We start from the raw sequence: 16874 nt of genomic DNA on the forward strand, positions 1-16874 counted from the left end.
ACGTCACCCAGGCATCGGGCGTGGCCTCGTTCAGCATGGTGTAGGTGTTGCTGACATAGGCGCGCGCACTCGCCAGAGCCGAGACCGCCTGCGTGGCCAGCGGCACGGGGGCGGGCGGAGGTGTGTATTCGATAATTGCCGCGTTCTGCACGCCTTTTCCTGCAGGCAGGCGGAAGGCGGTATTGTCCCAGTCGGTGGCCGCCACCGCAACCATGGCGGATGCCGCGGCCACACCGGCAAGACTCGACATGTTCCAGGTATCGTACCAGCCGGTCACGGCGGTGGGCTGTGTCGCGGTCGTGTCGTAGCTGGCGTAATACCGTGCCGGATAAAGCAGGGCCCCACCCTGCACCCAGATTCCCGACGCCTGATCCGCAAGCGTGAACTGCTGTGCGCTCAGGGCCACCATGGTCGCGGCGGCAGGCAGACCCAGTATGGAAATACCCCGGCCAGAGACATCAAGACCGTTCCAGACATCCATGATCGTGGTCAGCGTGGTCAGGCCCGACTGTGTCGTATCGTATTGTCCATAATACTGCGCGGGGTAGATGGTCTTGATCGCGTCAAGCGCTGTTGTATCTGTCATGATCAGTAAATTCCTGTTGCCGTTACTACAACCGTGATCGGACCGACCGCACCGGTCACGCCATTTGTTGCCTGCGGGGATTGCGCCCAGAGCCTGACCTGCGTGGTGGAAGCCTGCGCCGAAACAGCATAGCAGCCAGGACCCGTATCACTTGCGTTGACCATGATGAACTGGCTGAACGCCCTGGGAAACGACACGACATAGCCGGCCTGATTATACCCGCACTGCGCCCCGGCGGGAATTGTGACGGTGAACTGCTGTACTTTCGTATCCGTAATATTAAACGGAAGGTCATTGAGATAGGCGAAGTCCCCCAGACTTGAATCTGTAAACCTGCCTGTCGGATTCAGTGCCAAAAACCTGTACCCGGTTGGATAGGTCAGGTTCAGGATCGCGGTAAAGGCATTGCCAACAAGTTCCTGCACATACATGCTGAAATTGCTTCCGCGCCCTCCTGCGACAGAAGCCAGGCGGGCGTATTGCGTTACCTGGCCGCCAGTTTGCCCGCCTGGATCGTAATTTACCCGCACTCCGCCAGCCGCATTGACTGTCAGCCCGCCTGTCATGGTGTCGCCAGAACGGTTGACCTTGGCGGTGTTCAGGCTGGTCTCGGCAGCAGTGGCCCGAGACGACTCAGCATTGATATTGGCCTGCAGGGTCTGATCGGCGGCCCAACGCGTCGTGGCTTCCGCCGCGACCTCTGCCGTCACGAACGCGGTGCTGGCGACAGAGGGAGAACTGTCGCCGGCCGGGGCGGTCGTGACCTTGACAGCCCCGCTGAACGTGACCGGGCCAGTCACGCTCTGCAAGGCACTCGCGGCCAGCAGCAGGTAGCGCGCATCGCTCTGGGCCTGGGTGATATACCCCGCAAAAAAGCTCTGCCACGCAGCCCCGGCCACACCGGGCACCGTCGTGTTGGCATCGGCGGTGGAGACCCAGAACGTGCCCGCAACCGCGCCACAGACAATGGCCCCGGCCGGATAACCGCCGATAGCTGCGCCAAATGTCGCGTCATACGGGCCAAGGTAGCCCGCCTGCAGGACCTGCACCGCGCGGGACAGACGGTTGAGAAAGCCGTTCATGTCCTGTCCGCGTGGTGGCACGCCCCCCGCCCCGCGCGCGACAAAAGTTTCGGGCGGGAAGCCAAGGGCGATGGAGGCCGTGCCATCCCCCGCCGTGGCCTGGGTATCGGGCACGGCGGCAATATCGGCCGCACTGGCCTGCGCCCCGATCGGCGCGCCAAACTTGCCCAGATTGTCGGACTGTTTCATCAGCCTTCACTCCTGATCGCATAGGACACGCCAACACCCGCCGGGCGGGGCAGCACGCCGCTGTTCTGGATGATGCTGATCTGCACATCCGTCGGTACGAAATCGAAAATATAGGTCATGGTCATGTCGCCATTGTCGCGCACCCATACGTCGCCCTGCCCCGCGAACAGGGTCATGGCGATGAGGTTGAGCGACAGGACCGAACAGTCCGCGATATTGGCCAGTGCTTTCGCATAGATCAGCTGGCGGTAGCCTTCATCGGCCAGGGCGAAGTTCGTTGTCGTGGCGCGGCCCGTGTACCATGGCGCGGTGCTGAACCCGTCTTCCGTCAGGTCATTGGCTTCGGCAAAGCCGAGATAGGTTTCGGAACTGATGCTGAGCACGCGCGAGACACCGACAATACGCCCCCACACATCCAGCCCGAAGCCCTGGGCGGTTCGCATGTTCCACACCAGATCGTACCACCGGTCCAGCAGGGATGTCGGGTCCAGTGCGAGGTTCCAGCCCGCGATCATGGCGCACAGGCTGGGACTGTTCGCGTATTGCGACAGAATGGTCCGTTCGATGTCGCGCATCAGGAAAGCGTGACCGCGATGGCGGCCGCCTCCAGCGTGGGGATCTGCCCGATGGTGAGCGACGCCGTAAAACCGGCGGGATTCGCGACAGTTCCCGTCGTAATCTCGATAATCTGCGCCCAGCCCCCCAGGGCCGCGACCGCCGCATAATAGGAACTGGCAAAAACAGTGCCGCCAATGGTCGCGTTGGGATCGGTCGCAAACGCGGCAACAATGGCCGCCTGCACGTCCCTGGCAGCGGTTGAGGGCACGGCCGCGCTGTTTTTCAGTGTCACCGCGAAAAAAACCGGCGTGGCCACCGCACGCGTGAACGACACCGTATAGCGCGGCGGTGTGCTGTAGGTGCTGTTGGGGTCGCTTACGGTCACGCTGGTGGTGCCGGTATAGCCGCAGCCGGGTGGCTTCCTGCTCAGGATCGCCAGGGCCACGTCCGTATCCGTACCGCCGTTTACACACACATACAGGCTGCGCGCCGCAAGGCTGACACCGCCAACCGTCACGGGTTCGGCCGTGCTGTTGTCGGCCACGTACGCAGCGCTCACGCCGTCCACCCCCTGCACCGCGCCGGCAATGGCGTTCAGGGACCCCAGCGCATTGGCCGCGACCGAGGCCGCGCGGCGTTTTTCAAATGCCACACGACTTTCCTGCGCCACACCCGTAACGCCTGCCGCCGGGTTGGTAACCGATGTCAGCCCCGGCACGGACTGGTAGACCCCCACAGTCTGCGCGGGGCAGACGACCGGCCCCGTCTGCGTGCACGAAAACGTGCCGACACCCGTGCCCGTACCGTCCAGCACCACAGCGCCGTCCGCCGCGTAGGACTGCCCGCTGGTGTCCTGCACCAGTGTTCCCTGCGGCACGACGGTCCCGGCCGCCCCCGTGCAGACCACCGTCACCACCGTGGCCGTGGCCCCCTTGCGCGACAGGAAATACAGGTTGCCAATGGCGTCCTGCATCCGCCCCGACGCGCGGGCCGGGTCCACACCGTTGAACAGCGCCAGCATCTGGTCGTAACAGTCGCCCAGCGCGGCGGTAAAGGACGTGGCAAGCTGTCCCTGCGGCGTGGACAGGTCGGTGTTCAGCACGTTGCCGAAAGCCGCGTTCAAATCCGCCAGCGCCCCGGCCAGAATATCGCTGCGGGCGGGGGCGACAAAGCCGGTGTCCGACAGTGTGGGGGCGGGCACCGACGTTGTTCCGATAAAGCTAGAATCCGACACTGTGTGTTGTTCCGTCTGAAAGTGTGACAAGCATGGACCCCGAAAGCCTGCGCCCGGTCCCCAGCGCGGTTATGACGCAGCGTGCTGCGGCAACACCCGGCACGGTCAGAGCCACCGCCTGGGCCTGCGCGCGAAAAACCGCAACGGACTGTGCACGACCCAGAATGGTGCCCGCATAGGGCAGCCCTTTTGCGGTATCGTACCAGCATTCCCCCATGAAAACCCTGATGGCGGATGCCACGTCCTGCGTGATGGAATACGGGTCCGACGCCACGGCAATGCTGCCGCTGGCATCCAGCACCAGGTCCCAGGTTGTTCTGTCCAGAAGCAGGGTCTGCATGAAACACCCATAAAAAAAGCCGCGACAAGGCGGCATGAACAAGACGACGAAAAAATCCCGAGACATATGCCGTGTGTAAAACGGGATTTTTCAGGACATGCCGGAACAGCTTGCAGGCCCGCCCGTTTTAGGGTGCCTTACGCGGGAGCGCCGGTGCTGGCCGAACCGGCCTGAACGCCCCCGTGCCTGTGGGTCCGCAGGCTGATGGAGCCGCCCGTAACATCGCCCGTGGCATTTATGTCCCCCTGCACCGTCACCGCGCAGTTGATGTCGCATTGCGCGGCGTCAATCACGAAACGCCCGCTGGTGCGCACATGCACATCGCCCCCCACCCAGCCGATATAGTCCTGTGGCGCCGCGTTCAGCAGGCCGCCCAGATAGACGGCATCCGCCATGTCATACTGGCGGAAGGAGCCGGGAGCCGCCTCCGCCCGGTTGGCCTTGACGTTGGAAATATCCCGCCCACTGACAAGGATATATCCGATATCGCCCACGCCGGGGTCGCATATGATGGCGCGGCTGCCGCCCTGCAGGCGAATATAGGGCACGTTATGGATGATCCCGTGCGGGATGGGGCGGCCCGCGCCATCCTGCTGGTGGACCATGGGCTGCACATCGACAAACCCTACCGCCGCCACACCCCCACCCCTGAGCGCGCACACCCGCACGGGCAGGGGCGTGCCCAGCATGGACAGCACACGGCGGATGGCCGCGTTCATGACATTGAATGGGCTGGCCGCGTCCTCGGGCCGTTGCGAGCCGATCAGTTTATTGTGCAAAATTCTGCCCGGCAAGGTCGGGCCTTGCCGCCTCTATGGTTGTGGTCCAAGCCCCTTCGGGCGTTTCGGACTGAAGATCATGCGCGACACTCTGCACCACCCATACCCCGTTGGATGGCGGCACCATGCCGCTGCCACTTACGCCCCCCACCGACCCGGCCCCGTTGGCCGCCACGGCAGGAGAAAAGGGACTGTCCAGCCGCACCCTGTCCCGAAAATTGATTGAGGGTGCAAAGACTGTCTGGAATCCTACGCCATACTGGCTGTAGCTGGGGTAGCCGATCAGCCCGGTCGTGGCCGAAATGTCAGTCACGCCCTGCCCGGCGGACTGCGCGGCAAGGGCAAATGGCCAGATGGATAACAGCCCCATGCCGATATGATAGGTAATATTGGCCGCCCGCGCGCAGGCATCGATCTGCTCAAGTGCCGCACCCTTGTAATACACCCCACCCCCCAGCGACGTGCTGACCCCGTGATTGGCAAAGCCAAGCCCCGCCTTGGCCGCCAGCGCCTGCATGATGGCGGACACCGCCACATCAGCATTGAACGAGGTGGGCGTGACAGGGGCCGCCGCGGGTATGGCCGCGGACAGGGCCTGGATTTCGCAGGCAATATCGGGGGCCGCATTGTAATCGACGAACGCATCGGTAATGCCGCCGGAAAAAACCAGCGGCAGCACGCCCGTATCGTCCCCTGCCGCCACTGCCAGAGTGTTCAGCCCCTGCGCCACCACCCCGGCCTGCGCCACGGACAGCCGGTTCATGGTCTGGAAATCCATACCCTGCACGCGCAGGCGGCACATCATGCCGGTTTCAAGCCCCGTGCTGAGAATATGGCAGGCCACGCGGTGGCCGGTCAGGGTCAGGGTGGACGCACCCCCGGCACCCGAACCGCCATCGGCAAATGTAATGGTGACATCGATCCGTTTTCCCGACAAGGCTGTTTCAGACAGGGCTGTTTCAGACATCCTGCCCTCCGCCACCGGCCTGCATGCTGCCTTGCACCGTATGCAGGCCCTGAGCATAGACCAGCACGTAGCGCGACCCCAACGCGGTATAAACCGGGTCGGACGTGCCCTGCGTGTCCTGGAATGCAAAATCGCCCGGCAGGCCAAGGTAGCTTTTGCGCACCAGCCACGTCCGGTCCTGGCAGAGCACACCCGCCAGCAGCGTGGCCCCGTCACGCGTCAGGGTCATGTACAGGCCCGTGCTGTTCTGCCGCAGCGCGATCTGCACCATCTGCCCCGCAAGCGGCACCTGCACGCTCTGCGCCGCAACGGGGCTGAGCGGGATGATTTGCGCCATCAGAAAAAACTCCCGCTCATATCGGCGTCGGACAGGCTGGCATCGGTCGCCTGCACGGTGCCGCCGTTCTGTTCGCGCGCGCCGGCGGGTTCTGCCGTGCCACCGGCAAAGCTTGCCGCACTCAGCCGCACTTCCTGCAAAAACAGTTCCGCCCAGAGCAGGGTCACGCCCCGGAATGCCTCCCGCCGCAGGCTGTATCCCACCACATTGACATTGGCATAGGTCGTCTCGGGCGTTGTGACATGGTACAACCCCAGATCGGCCACCAGAGCATCCAGCGCCTGTAGAAAACCGCGCCGGATGGTCAACGCCGCCGATGGCCCGATGGACAGGCCCGCACCCAGCCCGCCCGTAACCCCCGCGACCGCGGCGGAGGCCAGCAGATCGGTCACGCCCGCGCCCCCCGGCCCGGCACTTGTGCCGTCACACAGCATTTCCACCCGGTAGCGGGCAGGTGCGCGCACCTTGTTATAGGACAGGAAAGACCCGTTTTCGAGCGGCGCGGTCGCAATGGCGCTCCCCACCTGCACGTCCAGCGCCCTGACCCGCCCCGATGTCACCACCGGCTGATTATCCGCCGTGAAAATGCCCCATTGCGTATCCGCCCAGCCGATCCGGACCTCATCAAACGCATTTGCCAGCGTGACCGAGGCCGAAGCCCGCACGCCGCTGGCCACGGACTGGCCCAGCAGCGCGGGAACCCCGACAGCCACCGGCACGGACCAGACCGAAGGCAGGCTGACAGGCACAAGCGCCATGCAAAAAGACCTTTCATGCAAAACAGGAAAACAGGAAAACAGGAAAGCAGGCCGTGCAACACGGCGGCGCACATGAACGACAGGACAAAAGACCGGCAGGACGCCCCCCGGAAACTGGTCTTCTCTTTTATCGATGTCGCCGGGACGCACGGTGCTAGCGCAGGCCGAAATTGCTCTGCCGGGCCTGCATCTTCAACGTATGGAGCTGGCGTTCCACCTGCTCGCCCACAGCGCGGGCAAGACTGCCCGGCGCGGTCACGCTCACATCGGCCCGCACATGGGCTGGCGTATCGTCCTGGCCGGGGCCAGCGGGGCGTTCGGCAACCTGGCGGGTCGCCAGTGCGGTCTGCGTCACGTAATGGACGATATCCGCATGAACCACACCGCGATAAGCCCGGCCCGGTTGGGCCAGTACGCCACCCGCCCCGGCCTGAGCGTCCATACTGGCCCCGCTCCACGCGCCCGTCCGCCGTCCCGCTGGCCGCCGCGACCCAGCCCCCTGTTCACCCGCCAACAGGGCAGGATGGTGGGGGAATGCGGCCACATCATAACCGCCGCCACCGAGCCCGCGAACCGCATCGCCAGCGGGCCCTGTGGGGTCATGACCGCCCGGCGGCACAGCCGGTACGCCGCCGCTGGCCAGATCCACGCCTGTTCCAGCACGAGCCGATATGTCGTCACGCGGACCGGTAGCGGTGGCGCCAGCCGGGCCAGCCGCCCAGCGGGCCGCAGCGTGCTGGACCATGCAGCACCCCAGCCCGAAGGCCGCCATACTGCCCCCGTCCGCCTGCGGGCCGAGCAGGGCATGCCACGGATTTTGCCCGCCAGAGCCCCGGGACAGCCCTGCCGCCGCCCCATCTTCACCCCCCGCCGCATACGCGCGCGGGCGGGCCGTAACGCCCTTGCGCCATACATCTTTATGCGACAGTCTGCCCCGCCCCATGGCCCGGATGGCACGCAGGCTCCAGTGCCGGGGCACAAGCCGGGCAGCCGGGGAATTGTCGGCAGAACGCCATTGTGCGGGCTGCGCAACCCCGGTCGGTAACGCCACACCGCCCCCGTGCCTTGTACCCATGGGTGCGGACACCCGACCTGCACTACCCCGCTGCGCGCCAGCCGCGTTTGCCCCGGCACCTTTATCGGCACCATCGCCGGCATCAGCGCCAGTACCCGCAGCCGCACCGCCCGTCTCCCGGCTGGCTCCATGCGGCACGGTGGCTGTCGGTCTGGCGTTCCCCCTGCCACGGGAGATCGTGCGCCCCCACCCCCGCCGGGCGCGCCGCCCGGCCAGTTCGGCTGCCAGTTCGGCCGCCACGACGGCGGCCACCGCGGCCGCCAGAACCGCAGCCCCCTCCGGCCCGGCTACCTGCGCCACGGCCCCTGTGCCGGAGTCCGGGGGCCGAGGCGTGCAGGCTGCCTGCGCAATCGTATTGGGGAGCAAAAACATGGTTTTATGCGGCCCCTTTTGCGCGGGCGGACCGGCTTTTCCCCTGCTGGCGCGGTAATGCCGCAAGGCGGCCAGCACCGCGACTAGCGCCGCAGGGGACGCGCCGGGCTCCGCCATACCGGGGCCTGTCACGCGCGCGGGGGTGTTCAGCGCGTCGAGTATCGTTGCCATGGTTTACCTGTTGAAACGTTTGACCAGCGCCATTTCCAGCAGATTTTCAAAATCCTCGCTGTCGTACAGGCTCTGGAGGTCGTGCAGGCTTGCCAGCCCTTCGGAAACAACCAGGCCGTGGCGCGCATCTACATTGGCGTATCGGGCGGCAGCTCGCTGTCGGGCTGATCCGGCATGCCGTTCAGCAGGGAGAACAACTGGCTGACGCCCTTGAAAAAATCCACGTGCAGGGCGAAGGCTTCCTTCTGCAACCACCCCACTGTGGGTATTTCCTCGATATCGCTGTCATGCAGCGCGCGCCGTACGGCCGGATTGGCCGGGTCGGGCTGCACGCTGACACACTGCATGAGCTGGTCGATCAGATCGTCCATGCGGGCGGGGTCCATCGCGCCGAAAAGACCCAGCCCCACCGCCGCCACACCGGCCAGCCCCGCCCCCTCGTCCAGGCCGGGAATATCCCCGCCCCCGGCAATGGCGGCCTGCAGGCAGTGCCGCCCCCACCGGTCGGCCCGCATGGCGGACATGCGGGTAAGAATAAAGCGCTTGCCCCTGTCGGCCCCGTCCTGCGGGACCGTGACCGTGACTTCGCGGATCGCCATCACACACCTGCCGGGTAGACAGCCTGCCACCGCACGGAAAAACGGCGGTCCGCCAGCATGCGCCCGGCACTGGGCATGGCCGCCAGGGCATGCAGCACACCGTTGACCAGCGTATATTTCCGCCCCGTGGACTGGAGGGTGATTTCCGCCCCCAGCCGGTAGAGCGCCCGCGCGGTCTGCTGGGCGGCCAGAATGGCCTCGAACACCAGCACGCTGTCACTGGCGGCGGACAGAACTATGGTCTGGTCCACCGGCGTGGGCACCCAGCCCGCGTTCAGGTAGCCGTCGATCGACATTGCGGATTCCGAACAGACCTGCTCGGCCGTATCCCACGCGTGATCGGTGGCGAAATTCTGCAACGTGACGGGGGCGTTATACAGGCCCGGCACGGTCAGGGTGAAAATGGCGTTGGCCGCCGTGATATCGAGCGCCATGGTTACTGCACCTCAACACTGTTCAGTTCAATGGACTGCACGCTCTGCCCGTCCGCGTACCACAGGCGCGCGGGCGGGGTGGTGCGGGCAACGCGGTAGCTGGACGCCGCCGTGGACAGGCCGGGCTGGAAATACCACCCCCGCGTGGCCACGCTGTCCGCGGCCGTTGCAAGCCCCGCCGCGGTGTTGATCTGCTGGCGCTGGAGGGTGCTGAGCGCGACACCGGGCTGGATGGCCCCGAACGCCACCGCCTGGGCAATGGTGCCCGCAACGGCTGCGGCCACCAGTGTGTCGCCCTCGGTATTGTAAGGGATCTGCCCTGTGCTGAGCAGCAGGTTCACCAGGTTATCCGTCAGGTTGGCGTTCAGCCAGATCTGGTTGATATAGCTGTCCGCCCAGGCGAACGGCCCCGACACGCTGCCCGGCCGCAGGAACTGGAAGGCGGCCCCGCCACTGGCATAGGCACCGTAAAAATTATAGCCGTTGGCCAGCAGGATCGCGGCAGTGGCGCCATCGGTCACACCGGGTTCAAGCGTGCCCGTGCCGTCGCGTACCATGGCCAGCGTCTGCCGCCCGGCCGACGCCCCGAATGCGAGCGACGCCATCCAGCCCAGGCACAATGCCGCCGTGGGGGCCTTGCCATACACGGCGCTGACCCCACTGAGCGCCTGGGCCACCAGCCACGGACCAAAAGCCGTGGCCCCGCTGCCGGTGGCCTGCACAGTGGCCTGCACGGTGGCCTGGGGGTCCGTGTCCCAGATCACGCCCCACACGGTATTGTCCTGCGCGCCAACCCAGCCCGCCAGTGCCTGCTTGTCGGGCAGGGAGGGTTCAAAAGCCGGGGCAAAACCGTTCCATGTCGCGTTGGCCGCACGCAGGGCCGCCATCTGCGCGGCCGGGTCCGCACCAGCGGGTGTGTCGGCAGAGGTAATCGTGACCGTGGGGGCCGTGGTATAGCCCGACCCGCCATCGGTCACGCTCAGGCCGGTCACCACCCCGCCGGCCACGGTGGCGGTGGCTGCGGCCCCCGTGCCGCCGCCGCCCGCAAACGTGACGACAGGCGCACTCACATAGCCGGTGCCGGGGGCGGTTACGGTCAGCGCGCCGATACTGCCCGCACTCAGCGTGGCGGTAGCCGTGGCCCCGCTGCCCGCCGTGGGCGCGTAACCGCCGAACAGCAGGCTCGCGGGGGCCATGACGGCATTGGCGCACCCCGCGAAATAGACGGCGGCCATGGCGGCCTCGGCCGAGGTCGCGCCAAACGCCGTGGCCACATCGGCCGCGCTGCTATAGGTGGCAACCGTGCCAGCAGGCACGATAGCGGTGTTCTGGGTCAGGATCAGGCCTGTCAGATCGTTCAGGCCCCCGCCAGCGGCAAGAACGCCCGGCGTGACCTGAACAAGAGTGGAAATGGGAATGCCTGCCACGGTTTACTCCTCTGGCGGGTGGGGTCTGTCTGCCAGCACGGTGACGGCTGACAGCGTTGTTGCAAAATCCTGCGGCAGGCTCAGGCTGAATGTGACCTGCATGTCCAGGTCGAGCATCCAGCACGCCTGGTACTGGTGTTCGCCATCACTCAGCGGCACCTGCCGCGCATGCGAAACATAAAGAGGGGCTGCGGGAATGCCCTGAAGAATGAAAAAATCCGCCGCCTGCCGGTCACGCCATGCCGCGCACAGGGTCTGCGCATGGTCATGGGCATCCGGCCCGAACACCGCCAGTTGCAGGCTGACACACGCTGTTTCGCTGATATCGCGCGTGGTGGCGGTATAGCGCCAGCCTGCCGTGGCCAGCGGTTCGCGGCCGGTGATCAGCATGGTGACAAAAGCAGCCAGGGGTGGGGCCGCCCGGTTCTGCTGGCCCCGCACCACCTGCACGCCAGTGGGCAGAAGACCGGCCACCCACGCCCTGATACCCGCATAAAGCTGGCTTTGCGTGGGCGCGAGCACGGCACTCATGCCGCACCGGTGGATGACGGGTCGGGCACGGCTGGCGCGGGGTCCTGGCGTGTCACCACCACCTTGACCCATTCGCCATTGCCCCAGTCCTCCAGCACCTGTGTCACGAGCCAGTCCGAACCGTAAAACGTCAGCAGGTCGCCCCCCAGTTGCAGCGGCCCGTTCAGGGCGCGGACCGGGGCGTTCAGGTAGACCGCGCGCATGTCCGCCTGCTGGCTGATGGTGTCGATCTGGCGCAGGTCCTGCGTGCTCAGGGCCTGCACCTCGATCTGGAGCGTGGCCTGGCTGTATTGCGGTATGACCGCGCCATCGGCCTGCACCAAGTTGCCCGTGCTCGAACGCAGCACGGCAGTTATGGGCGCGTTTACGAAAGCGGTCGCACGCCCGGCAATGGAAAACACGGTCCTGTTCCCCCGATCGGTCAGGTTGTGAAAATACGGTGCCGGTCAGGGCCAGATTGCAGGGCGCTGCGGCAGGCCGGGTACGTAGCGGGCCTGCCGCAGCCCGCGCGTGGCCGCCCAGAAAGACGCCCCATACTGGGTCTGGCCAAACCACGCCGCCCGTTCGGACAGGGTTGCGAACTCGGTCCTGACCGAGACGCTGCCCCGTGTGGCCTGCGCCACCCGCCCTACCAGCCCCCCGGCCCCGCCCTGCTCCTGCGGCAGCCCAAGGCTTGCCAGATGCGCCACCAGCAGGCCCAGCAGGGCCGCGCGCCGGTCAAGGTCGCGCACCAGACTGGTGGGCGTATTGTCCAGGTACAGACAGGCCAGATCGTAATAGCCCTGTGCCTGCCCCGCCCCCACGGACTGTGCGAGTGCGGGGTAAAGCGCCGACCACGCGGCGTAATCGAACACGGCAACACCCGGCACCGTTACCGCCGCAGGCGGGGTGCTGCTCCCGCTCACCCGTCGGCCCCGGCATTCAGCGGGGTGATACCGGGCAGGCTGTCGGGCTCCAGCCCTTCCAGCCCCGTGCGATGGGGCGCGCGTTCGGCCAGTTCGGCCAGGGCGTCGTCCTCCCGCGCCTGGGCAAACACCAGCCCGGCCTTGAGCGGGCCAAAGCCCGGGTTCTGCGCCAGCCATGCCTCCCAGAAGGCGCGGTCCACCTCCGTGCGGCCGCCAAGGCCCAGCAGCCGGTTGTCACGCGCATGAAAGCGCGGGTCCTGCCGTGCGCCACGCAGGCGCACGCTGGCCTTTGGCACGGGTGGCCCCATGACCGGCACGGCGGAGGTTGCCCTTAACGCCAGGTCCTGCCCGTCATACAGGTCCAGCACCAGCCCCGAGGGCATGCGGCAGATCACCGTGACACGCTCCCCCGTGGGGGCGCTGGCGGACGACACGCCGGACAGACCGGCGGGAATGGCCGCACCGTCGCCCAAAACCCCGCCACGGCCAGCCGTGGCACGCTGCGTATGTGCCTGTGCCATATCCGTCAGACCCCCGCCATGGTCACGCAGGCCTGCGGGTAGAACCAGATCGTTCCCCATGTGCCCTGCGATTTTTTCTGCCTGAAACTGGAGGAATAGCGCTCTACCGCATGGGCGCGCAGTTTTTCGGTAAAGGCGGTGGTCACGCTGTCCTGCCCTTCCACCTGGGTGGCGAAAAGCTGCATGAGGGTTGTTGCGGCCTGCCCGCCACCCAGCGCCGTACCGGCTTCGGGCAGGGTTTCGATTTTCAGGTTGGGCAGGTTCTTTTTCAGCAGATCGCCGAGGGAGACCTGATACTGGTTGGTATACAGCAGGCACTGCTGCCGCTCGGTCGGGATCACCAGCGTCATGGGGGTCTCAAGCGTCAGGTTGCCGCCAAGCTGGGCGGTCAGGGCACCAAAAGCCTTGAGAATATCGGCATAGACCTGAACCGGGTCGGTTACGTCCGCCCAGCTGTTGCCAGCCGCGGCACTGCCCGAAGGCCCGACCTTGGCCACGGGGGTCAGAGCTGCGGGCAGTTGCGGGTCGTTCAGCGCGCCATACAGTTCCAGCCCTGCAAGGCCGAACAGGTTGATGGCGTTGGCGTTCTTGTTCAGCACCGAAATACTGGCCATGTTCTTCTGGTTCACCCAGTCGATTTTCGCGGCCCCCATGCGCTCCACCTCACGTTCGCCCCAGCGGGTCCAGGTCTGGAAATGGAACGACTGGCGGTGCGCCCAGTTGGCGTTGGACTCCGCCGTGCCGGCCGGGCTGTAATCGTCATAGGCTGTGGCATATCCGGCCAGTTCCACAATCGGGAACTGTGCGCTGTCGGTGGTCCAGTCCCCTTTTTTCGCGCTGCCGTAAATGGTCTCGGACCGGGTAGGGGTTACCAGCGCCCGAATGATCGCGGGGTCGGTATAGGTGGTGAACAGGGCCGGAATGGCGCTGTTGGGCGCGGTAACGGGGGCGTAGGCGGGCAGGCCCGCATCCATCGCCATTTCGGAAAAATAGCCCTGGACACCGGGCAGGTGAATACCCCAGTCCCGTGCAAGGGTGGAGGCGTCGTTCCTGAAAAATGCAGTCATGCTGGTCATTCCTTAAACCGCCGCAGCCGGGCCGGTGATAATGATAGGCAACCCCGCGGCCCCGCCGCGTGCGACAACCCAGCCGGTTTCCACCGTGCCGGACGGCGGCGTGCCCGCGGGGCCGGTCTGCACCGTGCCATCGGCCGTGGCGGCATAGACCGCCTGCCCGATGCTGGCGGCCGTGGTGGACAGGACGAACACGTCACCCCCCGCGGCAAGGGCCACGCCAAAACCTTCGGGCACGGTCATGCCCGCGTCCTGCATGAACCCCGTCATCACACCCTGCTGGGTCCGGCAGACCAGACCGTTGGGTGCCGTGGCGCCGGTGTTGAGCACGCTCACACCATCGGCCTGCACCCAGGCAAAAGCCGCCACTGCCACCCCACCGGCCCCGGCCCGAAAACCGTTGGGGCCGGGCACCACAAAGCGGCGCGGGTTATCGGTCGCCCACGCGCCGGGAAAACCCGCGGGCCAGTTGTAATGCACACTGTTTGGAAAAGGCATTGCCTGCTCTCCTTAAAACTTGCGTGGCGTCGCAACGCCATAACGGGTGGAAAGAGCCGAAGCCCGCGTGCCGGCCACCATATGGCGGGGCGCACTGTCAGCAGCACCCGCGCCAGAAGCCCCGGGCGTGCCGGGCGTGCCGCACAGCGCGTGGCTGCCCTGCGCCAGAGCCAGCGCCTTAAGCCCCGGCAGGTTTACACCCTGCGTCTCCACCCCGCGTTCGTGCAGGGCGTAGCGCAGAATGTCCTCGGCACTGTCCATACCCAGCACCTCGCCCACCAGCGGGCGGGCCAGCGCCAGGGCCTCGGTCACCTGCGCGGTGCGGGTGCGTTCGGCACGTAACGCGGCGTCCACCGCCACGCATACGGCCTGGTCACGCGCCAGATCCGGCGGCTGCGCTGCCTCACTGGCAGGGAGCTGCGGGTTGCCTGCGGGTTCCGCCGCAACGCCCGCGGCATGATCCGGCATGCCAAGGGGATTTGCGCCATCCTTTCCTGAAAGATCGTTTGCAGACCGTGCAGGATCGGCCCCACAGCCCGGGGTCTCGAACCCGTCCAGACAGGCACGCAGGGCCGACACGGGCGCGTTCAGGCTCAGCCGCCCCGAAGCAAGAGCCGTGCCGAGCAAGGCAAAAACCTGCCCGGCGGTGCGGGCCGCACCGGCCGTATCATCCAAAGCCGGGGTAGCCCCCCTGGCAGCGCGCGACGCTGCCGGTAGCGAAACATCCATTCTGTTTTCCTCTGGTTTTTCGTCGGCCACCAGCACATCCGGTCCAGCGCGCCCGGCGCGGACCAGAGCGACATGGTTGCCGCGAATCTGGGTCATGCGGCCATCGTACTTCTGGCCGTCATACTCACCCGGTTCCATGACCGGCACGTAACGATACGCGCAGGACAGTTCACGTTGCGTACCCGAACGAATGCCCTCTATGGCATCCGCGTTCCAGACCATCAGCGCGTTGGTCAGGTAGGGCGGGGCAAACGCCGCATCCGTCCCCAGTGCCCCCACCACCAGATCGGGCCGGGGGTCCTGGGCGGTCACGTGGGCATGTTCGGCCAGAACCGGCAAGGCGTTGAAACTGTCGGCTGCTTTTTCAAGTTCAGCCGGGTCGCGCAGCAGGCGGTAGAGCCTGTCCGGCGCCAGCCCCAGCCCCTGAAAGCCGGGAATTTCACGCCCGTAATAACTGTTGACCGTGGCCTTGCTGATTGGCGTTGTCGCCACATGCAGGCGGCCGTCTTCATCCGTCAGCCGCACCGAACCCGCACGGTCCAGCGCGAGGCTGAAAACCTGTTCCACCATTGACTATCCTTTTTGATTATCCCGCGCCTGGGATCAGGTTTTCGTACCCGGTGCAATCACCCGGCATGGCTGGCAAATGCGTGCGGGACATGCGCAGGCCACCCCCGACACAGTCCGCGCAACATCCATGGTGATAAAAAACGCCCCCCTTCTGGCAGAAGGTGGCGTGCAGCACGCTTTCTATCGATCCGTTTTAAAATGCCTGACAGATACCAGCGCGGACATAAACTGGCTGCCCCCTTGTGACCGGGAACCAGAACCACCCCGAATAGACGCGCCAGCACGGCGCCAGACAGAAAACGTAAATTGCCAGAAAAACACAACGATCTGAAATACTGCGTGCAGAACAGGCCGAGCAGATTGCCAGAACGACAGTAACCGGGCGATGGTGGCAGGGTTCTCCATTTCAGGGCGGAAAAACCGGCGTACTGGCGCACGCCATGAATAACACAGCCGCCCAGACCAGAGAAACCAGCAGCTCCGGCCTATCACCCTACAGAAGATGCAAATATTTTCATGGCAGCCCACATCCTGCCCGCAACACTGGAGCGGCCGCAACTCGTCCATTGTTCTTGTTTTGTGCCCTATGCTGCGCGCGGTGTCAAGCGGTGATTCTACACAATCAGTCAGAACACGGTTTTTAAATATGAAGGTTGAAGAATACGTTATTCCGAACACAGGGTAAAATGACATGATCCGCCCCACATCGGAGCATCCCCCCAGCCCCGGCGGATGATCCCGACAGCACATGGACAAAAAAGAGACGGTATTACGCCCTGTTGCCGCATGGCCAATGTGACGGGAGTACTGGTCCAATCGCGCGCCGGTGTACCCAGCAACGGTTGCCACAGCAAAAAGCGCAAGACAACAAAAAGCTAACGGGAATGATACGGAGACCCTGCCTTTTATTAAGGAACTATCGGGAAAAACCGCCCCCCCCAAATCCACGGCAACCATATCGCAACAGGCATCCATAATATCTGCCGCATCAATGCCATCCAGACTGCGCTCTTCCGCTATTCCGGTTGAAAGCTGAAACCCATCTTGAGGAATTTTTTCAGACTCTTCGAGAAAATCCGCATATCGAAATATCCTGCCCCTGGATTCAACCACGCCATTGTAATAAAAAAGCCATGTCG

21 protein-coding genes are annotated in these 16874 nt (G+C 65.2%); all 21 read right to left on the reverse strand.

Translation table 11 applies throughout. The features are described 5' to 3' along the window. On the reverse strand, positions 1–586 hold a 586-nt coding region (locus ABF990_RS12655; protein WP_415506632.1), incomplete at its 3' end, for a hypothetical protein. Positions 587–588: 2 nt separating this feature from the next. Next, positions 589–1857, reverse strand: coding sequence for a hypothetical protein (locus ABF990_RS12660; RefSeq protein ID WP_415500828.1), 1269 nt, complete (start codon positions 1855–1857; stop codon positions 589–591). Then, positions 1857–2432, reverse strand: coding sequence for a DUF2612 domain-containing protein (locus ABF990_RS12665; RefSeq protein ID WP_415500827.1), 576 nt, complete (start codon positions 2430–2432; stop codon positions 1857–1859). Before ABF990_RS12665 ends, ABF990_RS12660 begins: the two co-directional genes overlap by 1 nt. After that, positions 2432–3616, reverse strand: coding sequence for a baseplate J/gp47 family protein (locus ABF990_RS12670; protein ID WP_415500836.1), 1185 nt, complete (start codon positions 3614–3616; stop codon positions 2432–2434). Before ABF990_RS12670 ends, ABF990_RS12665 begins: the two co-directional genes overlap by 1 nt. Before the next feature lie 19 nt (positions 3617–3635). After that, positions 3636–3989: a hypothetical protein gene (locus ABF990_RS12675; protein ID WP_415491524.1), complete on the reverse strand. Its 354-nt coding sequence runs from the start codon at positions 3987–3989 to the stop codon at positions 3636–3638. A 137-nt stretch (positions 3990–4126) separates the two neighbouring features. Next, complete coding sequence (locus ABF990_RS12680; protein WP_415500826.1) at positions 4127–4768, reverse strand: baseplate assembly protein; 642 nt, start codon at positions 4766–4768, stop codon at positions 4127–4129. Then, positions 4758–5735, reverse strand: a complete 978-nt coding sequence (locus ABF990_RS12685; RefSeq protein ID WP_415500825.1) for a baseplate hub protein — start codon at positions 5733–5735, stop codon at positions 4758–4760. The genes ABF990_RS12680 and ABF990_RS12685 overlap by 11 nt, the downstream gene beginning before the upstream one ends. Then, on the reverse strand, positions 5728–6072 hold the full coding sequence (locus ABF990_RS12690) for a hypothetical protein (RefSeq protein WP_415500824.1): 345 nt from the start codon (positions 6070–6072) through the stop codon (positions 5728–5730). Before ABF990_RS12690 ends, ABF990_RS12685 begins: the two co-directional genes overlap by 8 nt. Then, positions 6072–6830: a hypothetical protein gene (locus tag ABF990_RS12695; RefSeq protein ID WP_415506633.1), complete on the reverse strand. Its 759-nt coding sequence runs from the start codon at positions 6828–6830 to the stop codon at positions 6072–6074. The genes ABF990_RS12690 and ABF990_RS12695 overlap by 1 nt, the downstream gene beginning before the upstream one ends. 154 nt (positions 6831–6984) lie before the next feature. Then, positions 6985–8448, reverse strand: a complete 1464-nt coding sequence (locus ABF990_RS12700; RefSeq protein WP_415506634.1) for a hypothetical protein — start codon at positions 8446–8448, stop codon at positions 6985–6987. Between the two features lie 128 nt (positions 8449–8576). Next, positions 8577–9047 (reverse strand): hypothetical protein, encoded by a 471-nt coding sequence (locus ABF990_RS12705; protein WP_415506635.1) that lies wholly within the window; start codon positions 9045–9047, stop codon positions 8577–8579. Further along, complete coding sequence (locus tag ABF990_RS12710; RefSeq protein ID WP_415491747.1) at positions 9047–9481, reverse strand: phage tail fiber protein; 435 nt, start codon at positions 9479–9481, stop codon at positions 9047–9049. Before ABF990_RS12710 ends, ABF990_RS12705 begins: the two co-directional genes overlap by 1 nt. Positions 9482–9483: 2 nt before the next feature. Further along, positions 9484–10908, reverse strand: coding sequence for a DUF3383 family protein (locus ABF990_RS12715; protein ID WP_415506636.1), 1425 nt, complete (start codon positions 10906–10908; stop codon positions 9484–9486). Positions 10909–10911: 3 nt separating this feature from the next. Further along, complete coding sequence (locus ABF990_RS12720) at positions 10912–11439, reverse strand: LIC_12616 family protein (RefSeq protein WP_415506637.1); 528 nt, start codon at positions 11437–11439, stop codon at positions 10912–10914. Beyond that, positions 11436–11840 (reverse strand): hypothetical protein, encoded by a 405-nt coding sequence (locus ABF990_RS12725; protein ID WP_415506638.1) that lies wholly within the window; start codon positions 11838–11840, stop codon positions 11436–11438. Before ABF990_RS12725 ends, ABF990_RS12720 begins: the two co-directional genes overlap by 4 nt. Positions 11841–11885: 45 nt before the next feature. After that, entirely contained in the window at positions 11886–12344 is a 459-nt protein-coding gene (locus ABF990_RS12730) for a DUF4054 domain-containing protein (protein ID WP_415506639.1), read from the reverse strand. Continuing rightward, positions 12341–12865, reverse strand: a complete 525-nt coding sequence (locus ABF990_RS12735) for a hypothetical protein (protein WP_415500631.1) — start codon at positions 12863–12865, stop codon at positions 12341–12343. Before ABF990_RS12735 ends, ABF990_RS12730 begins: the two co-directional genes overlap by 4 nt. A gap of 5 nt (positions 12866–12870) precedes the next feature. Further along, positions 12871–13932, reverse strand: a complete 1062-nt coding sequence (locus ABF990_RS12740; RefSeq protein ID WP_415500632.1) for a hypothetical protein — start codon at positions 13930–13932, stop codon at positions 12871–12873. Positions 13933–13944: 12 nt separating this feature from the next. Then, the gene (locus tag ABF990_RS12745; RefSeq protein ID WP_415500633.1) at positions 13945–14436 is read right to left on the reverse strand and encodes a hypothetical protein; all 492 of its coding nucleotides are present in this window, start codon (positions 14434–14436) and stop codon (positions 13945–13947) included. A 12-nt stretch (positions 14437–14448) separates the two neighbouring features. Beyond that, positions 14449–15735 carry a DUF2213 domain-containing protein gene (locus ABF990_RS12750; protein WP_415500635.1) on the reverse strand — a complete coding sequence of 429 codons (1287 nt, stop codon included), beginning with the start codon at positions 15733–15735 and terminating at the stop codon, positions 14449–14451. A 180-nt stretch (positions 15736–15915) separates the two neighbouring features. Continuing rightward, on the reverse strand, positions 15916–16848 hold the full coding sequence (locus ABF990_RS12755; RefSeq protein WP_415506640.1) for a hypothetical protein: 933 nt from the start codon (positions 16846–16848) through the stop codon (positions 15916–15918). Between the last annotated feature and the right edge of the window lie 26 nt (positions 16849–16874).

Origin of the sequence: Acetobacter sp., assembly GCF_047723915.1 — a bacterium.
Classification (GTDB): domain Bacteria; phylum Pseudomonadota; class Alphaproteobacteria; order Acetobacterales; family Acetobacteraceae; genus Acetobacter.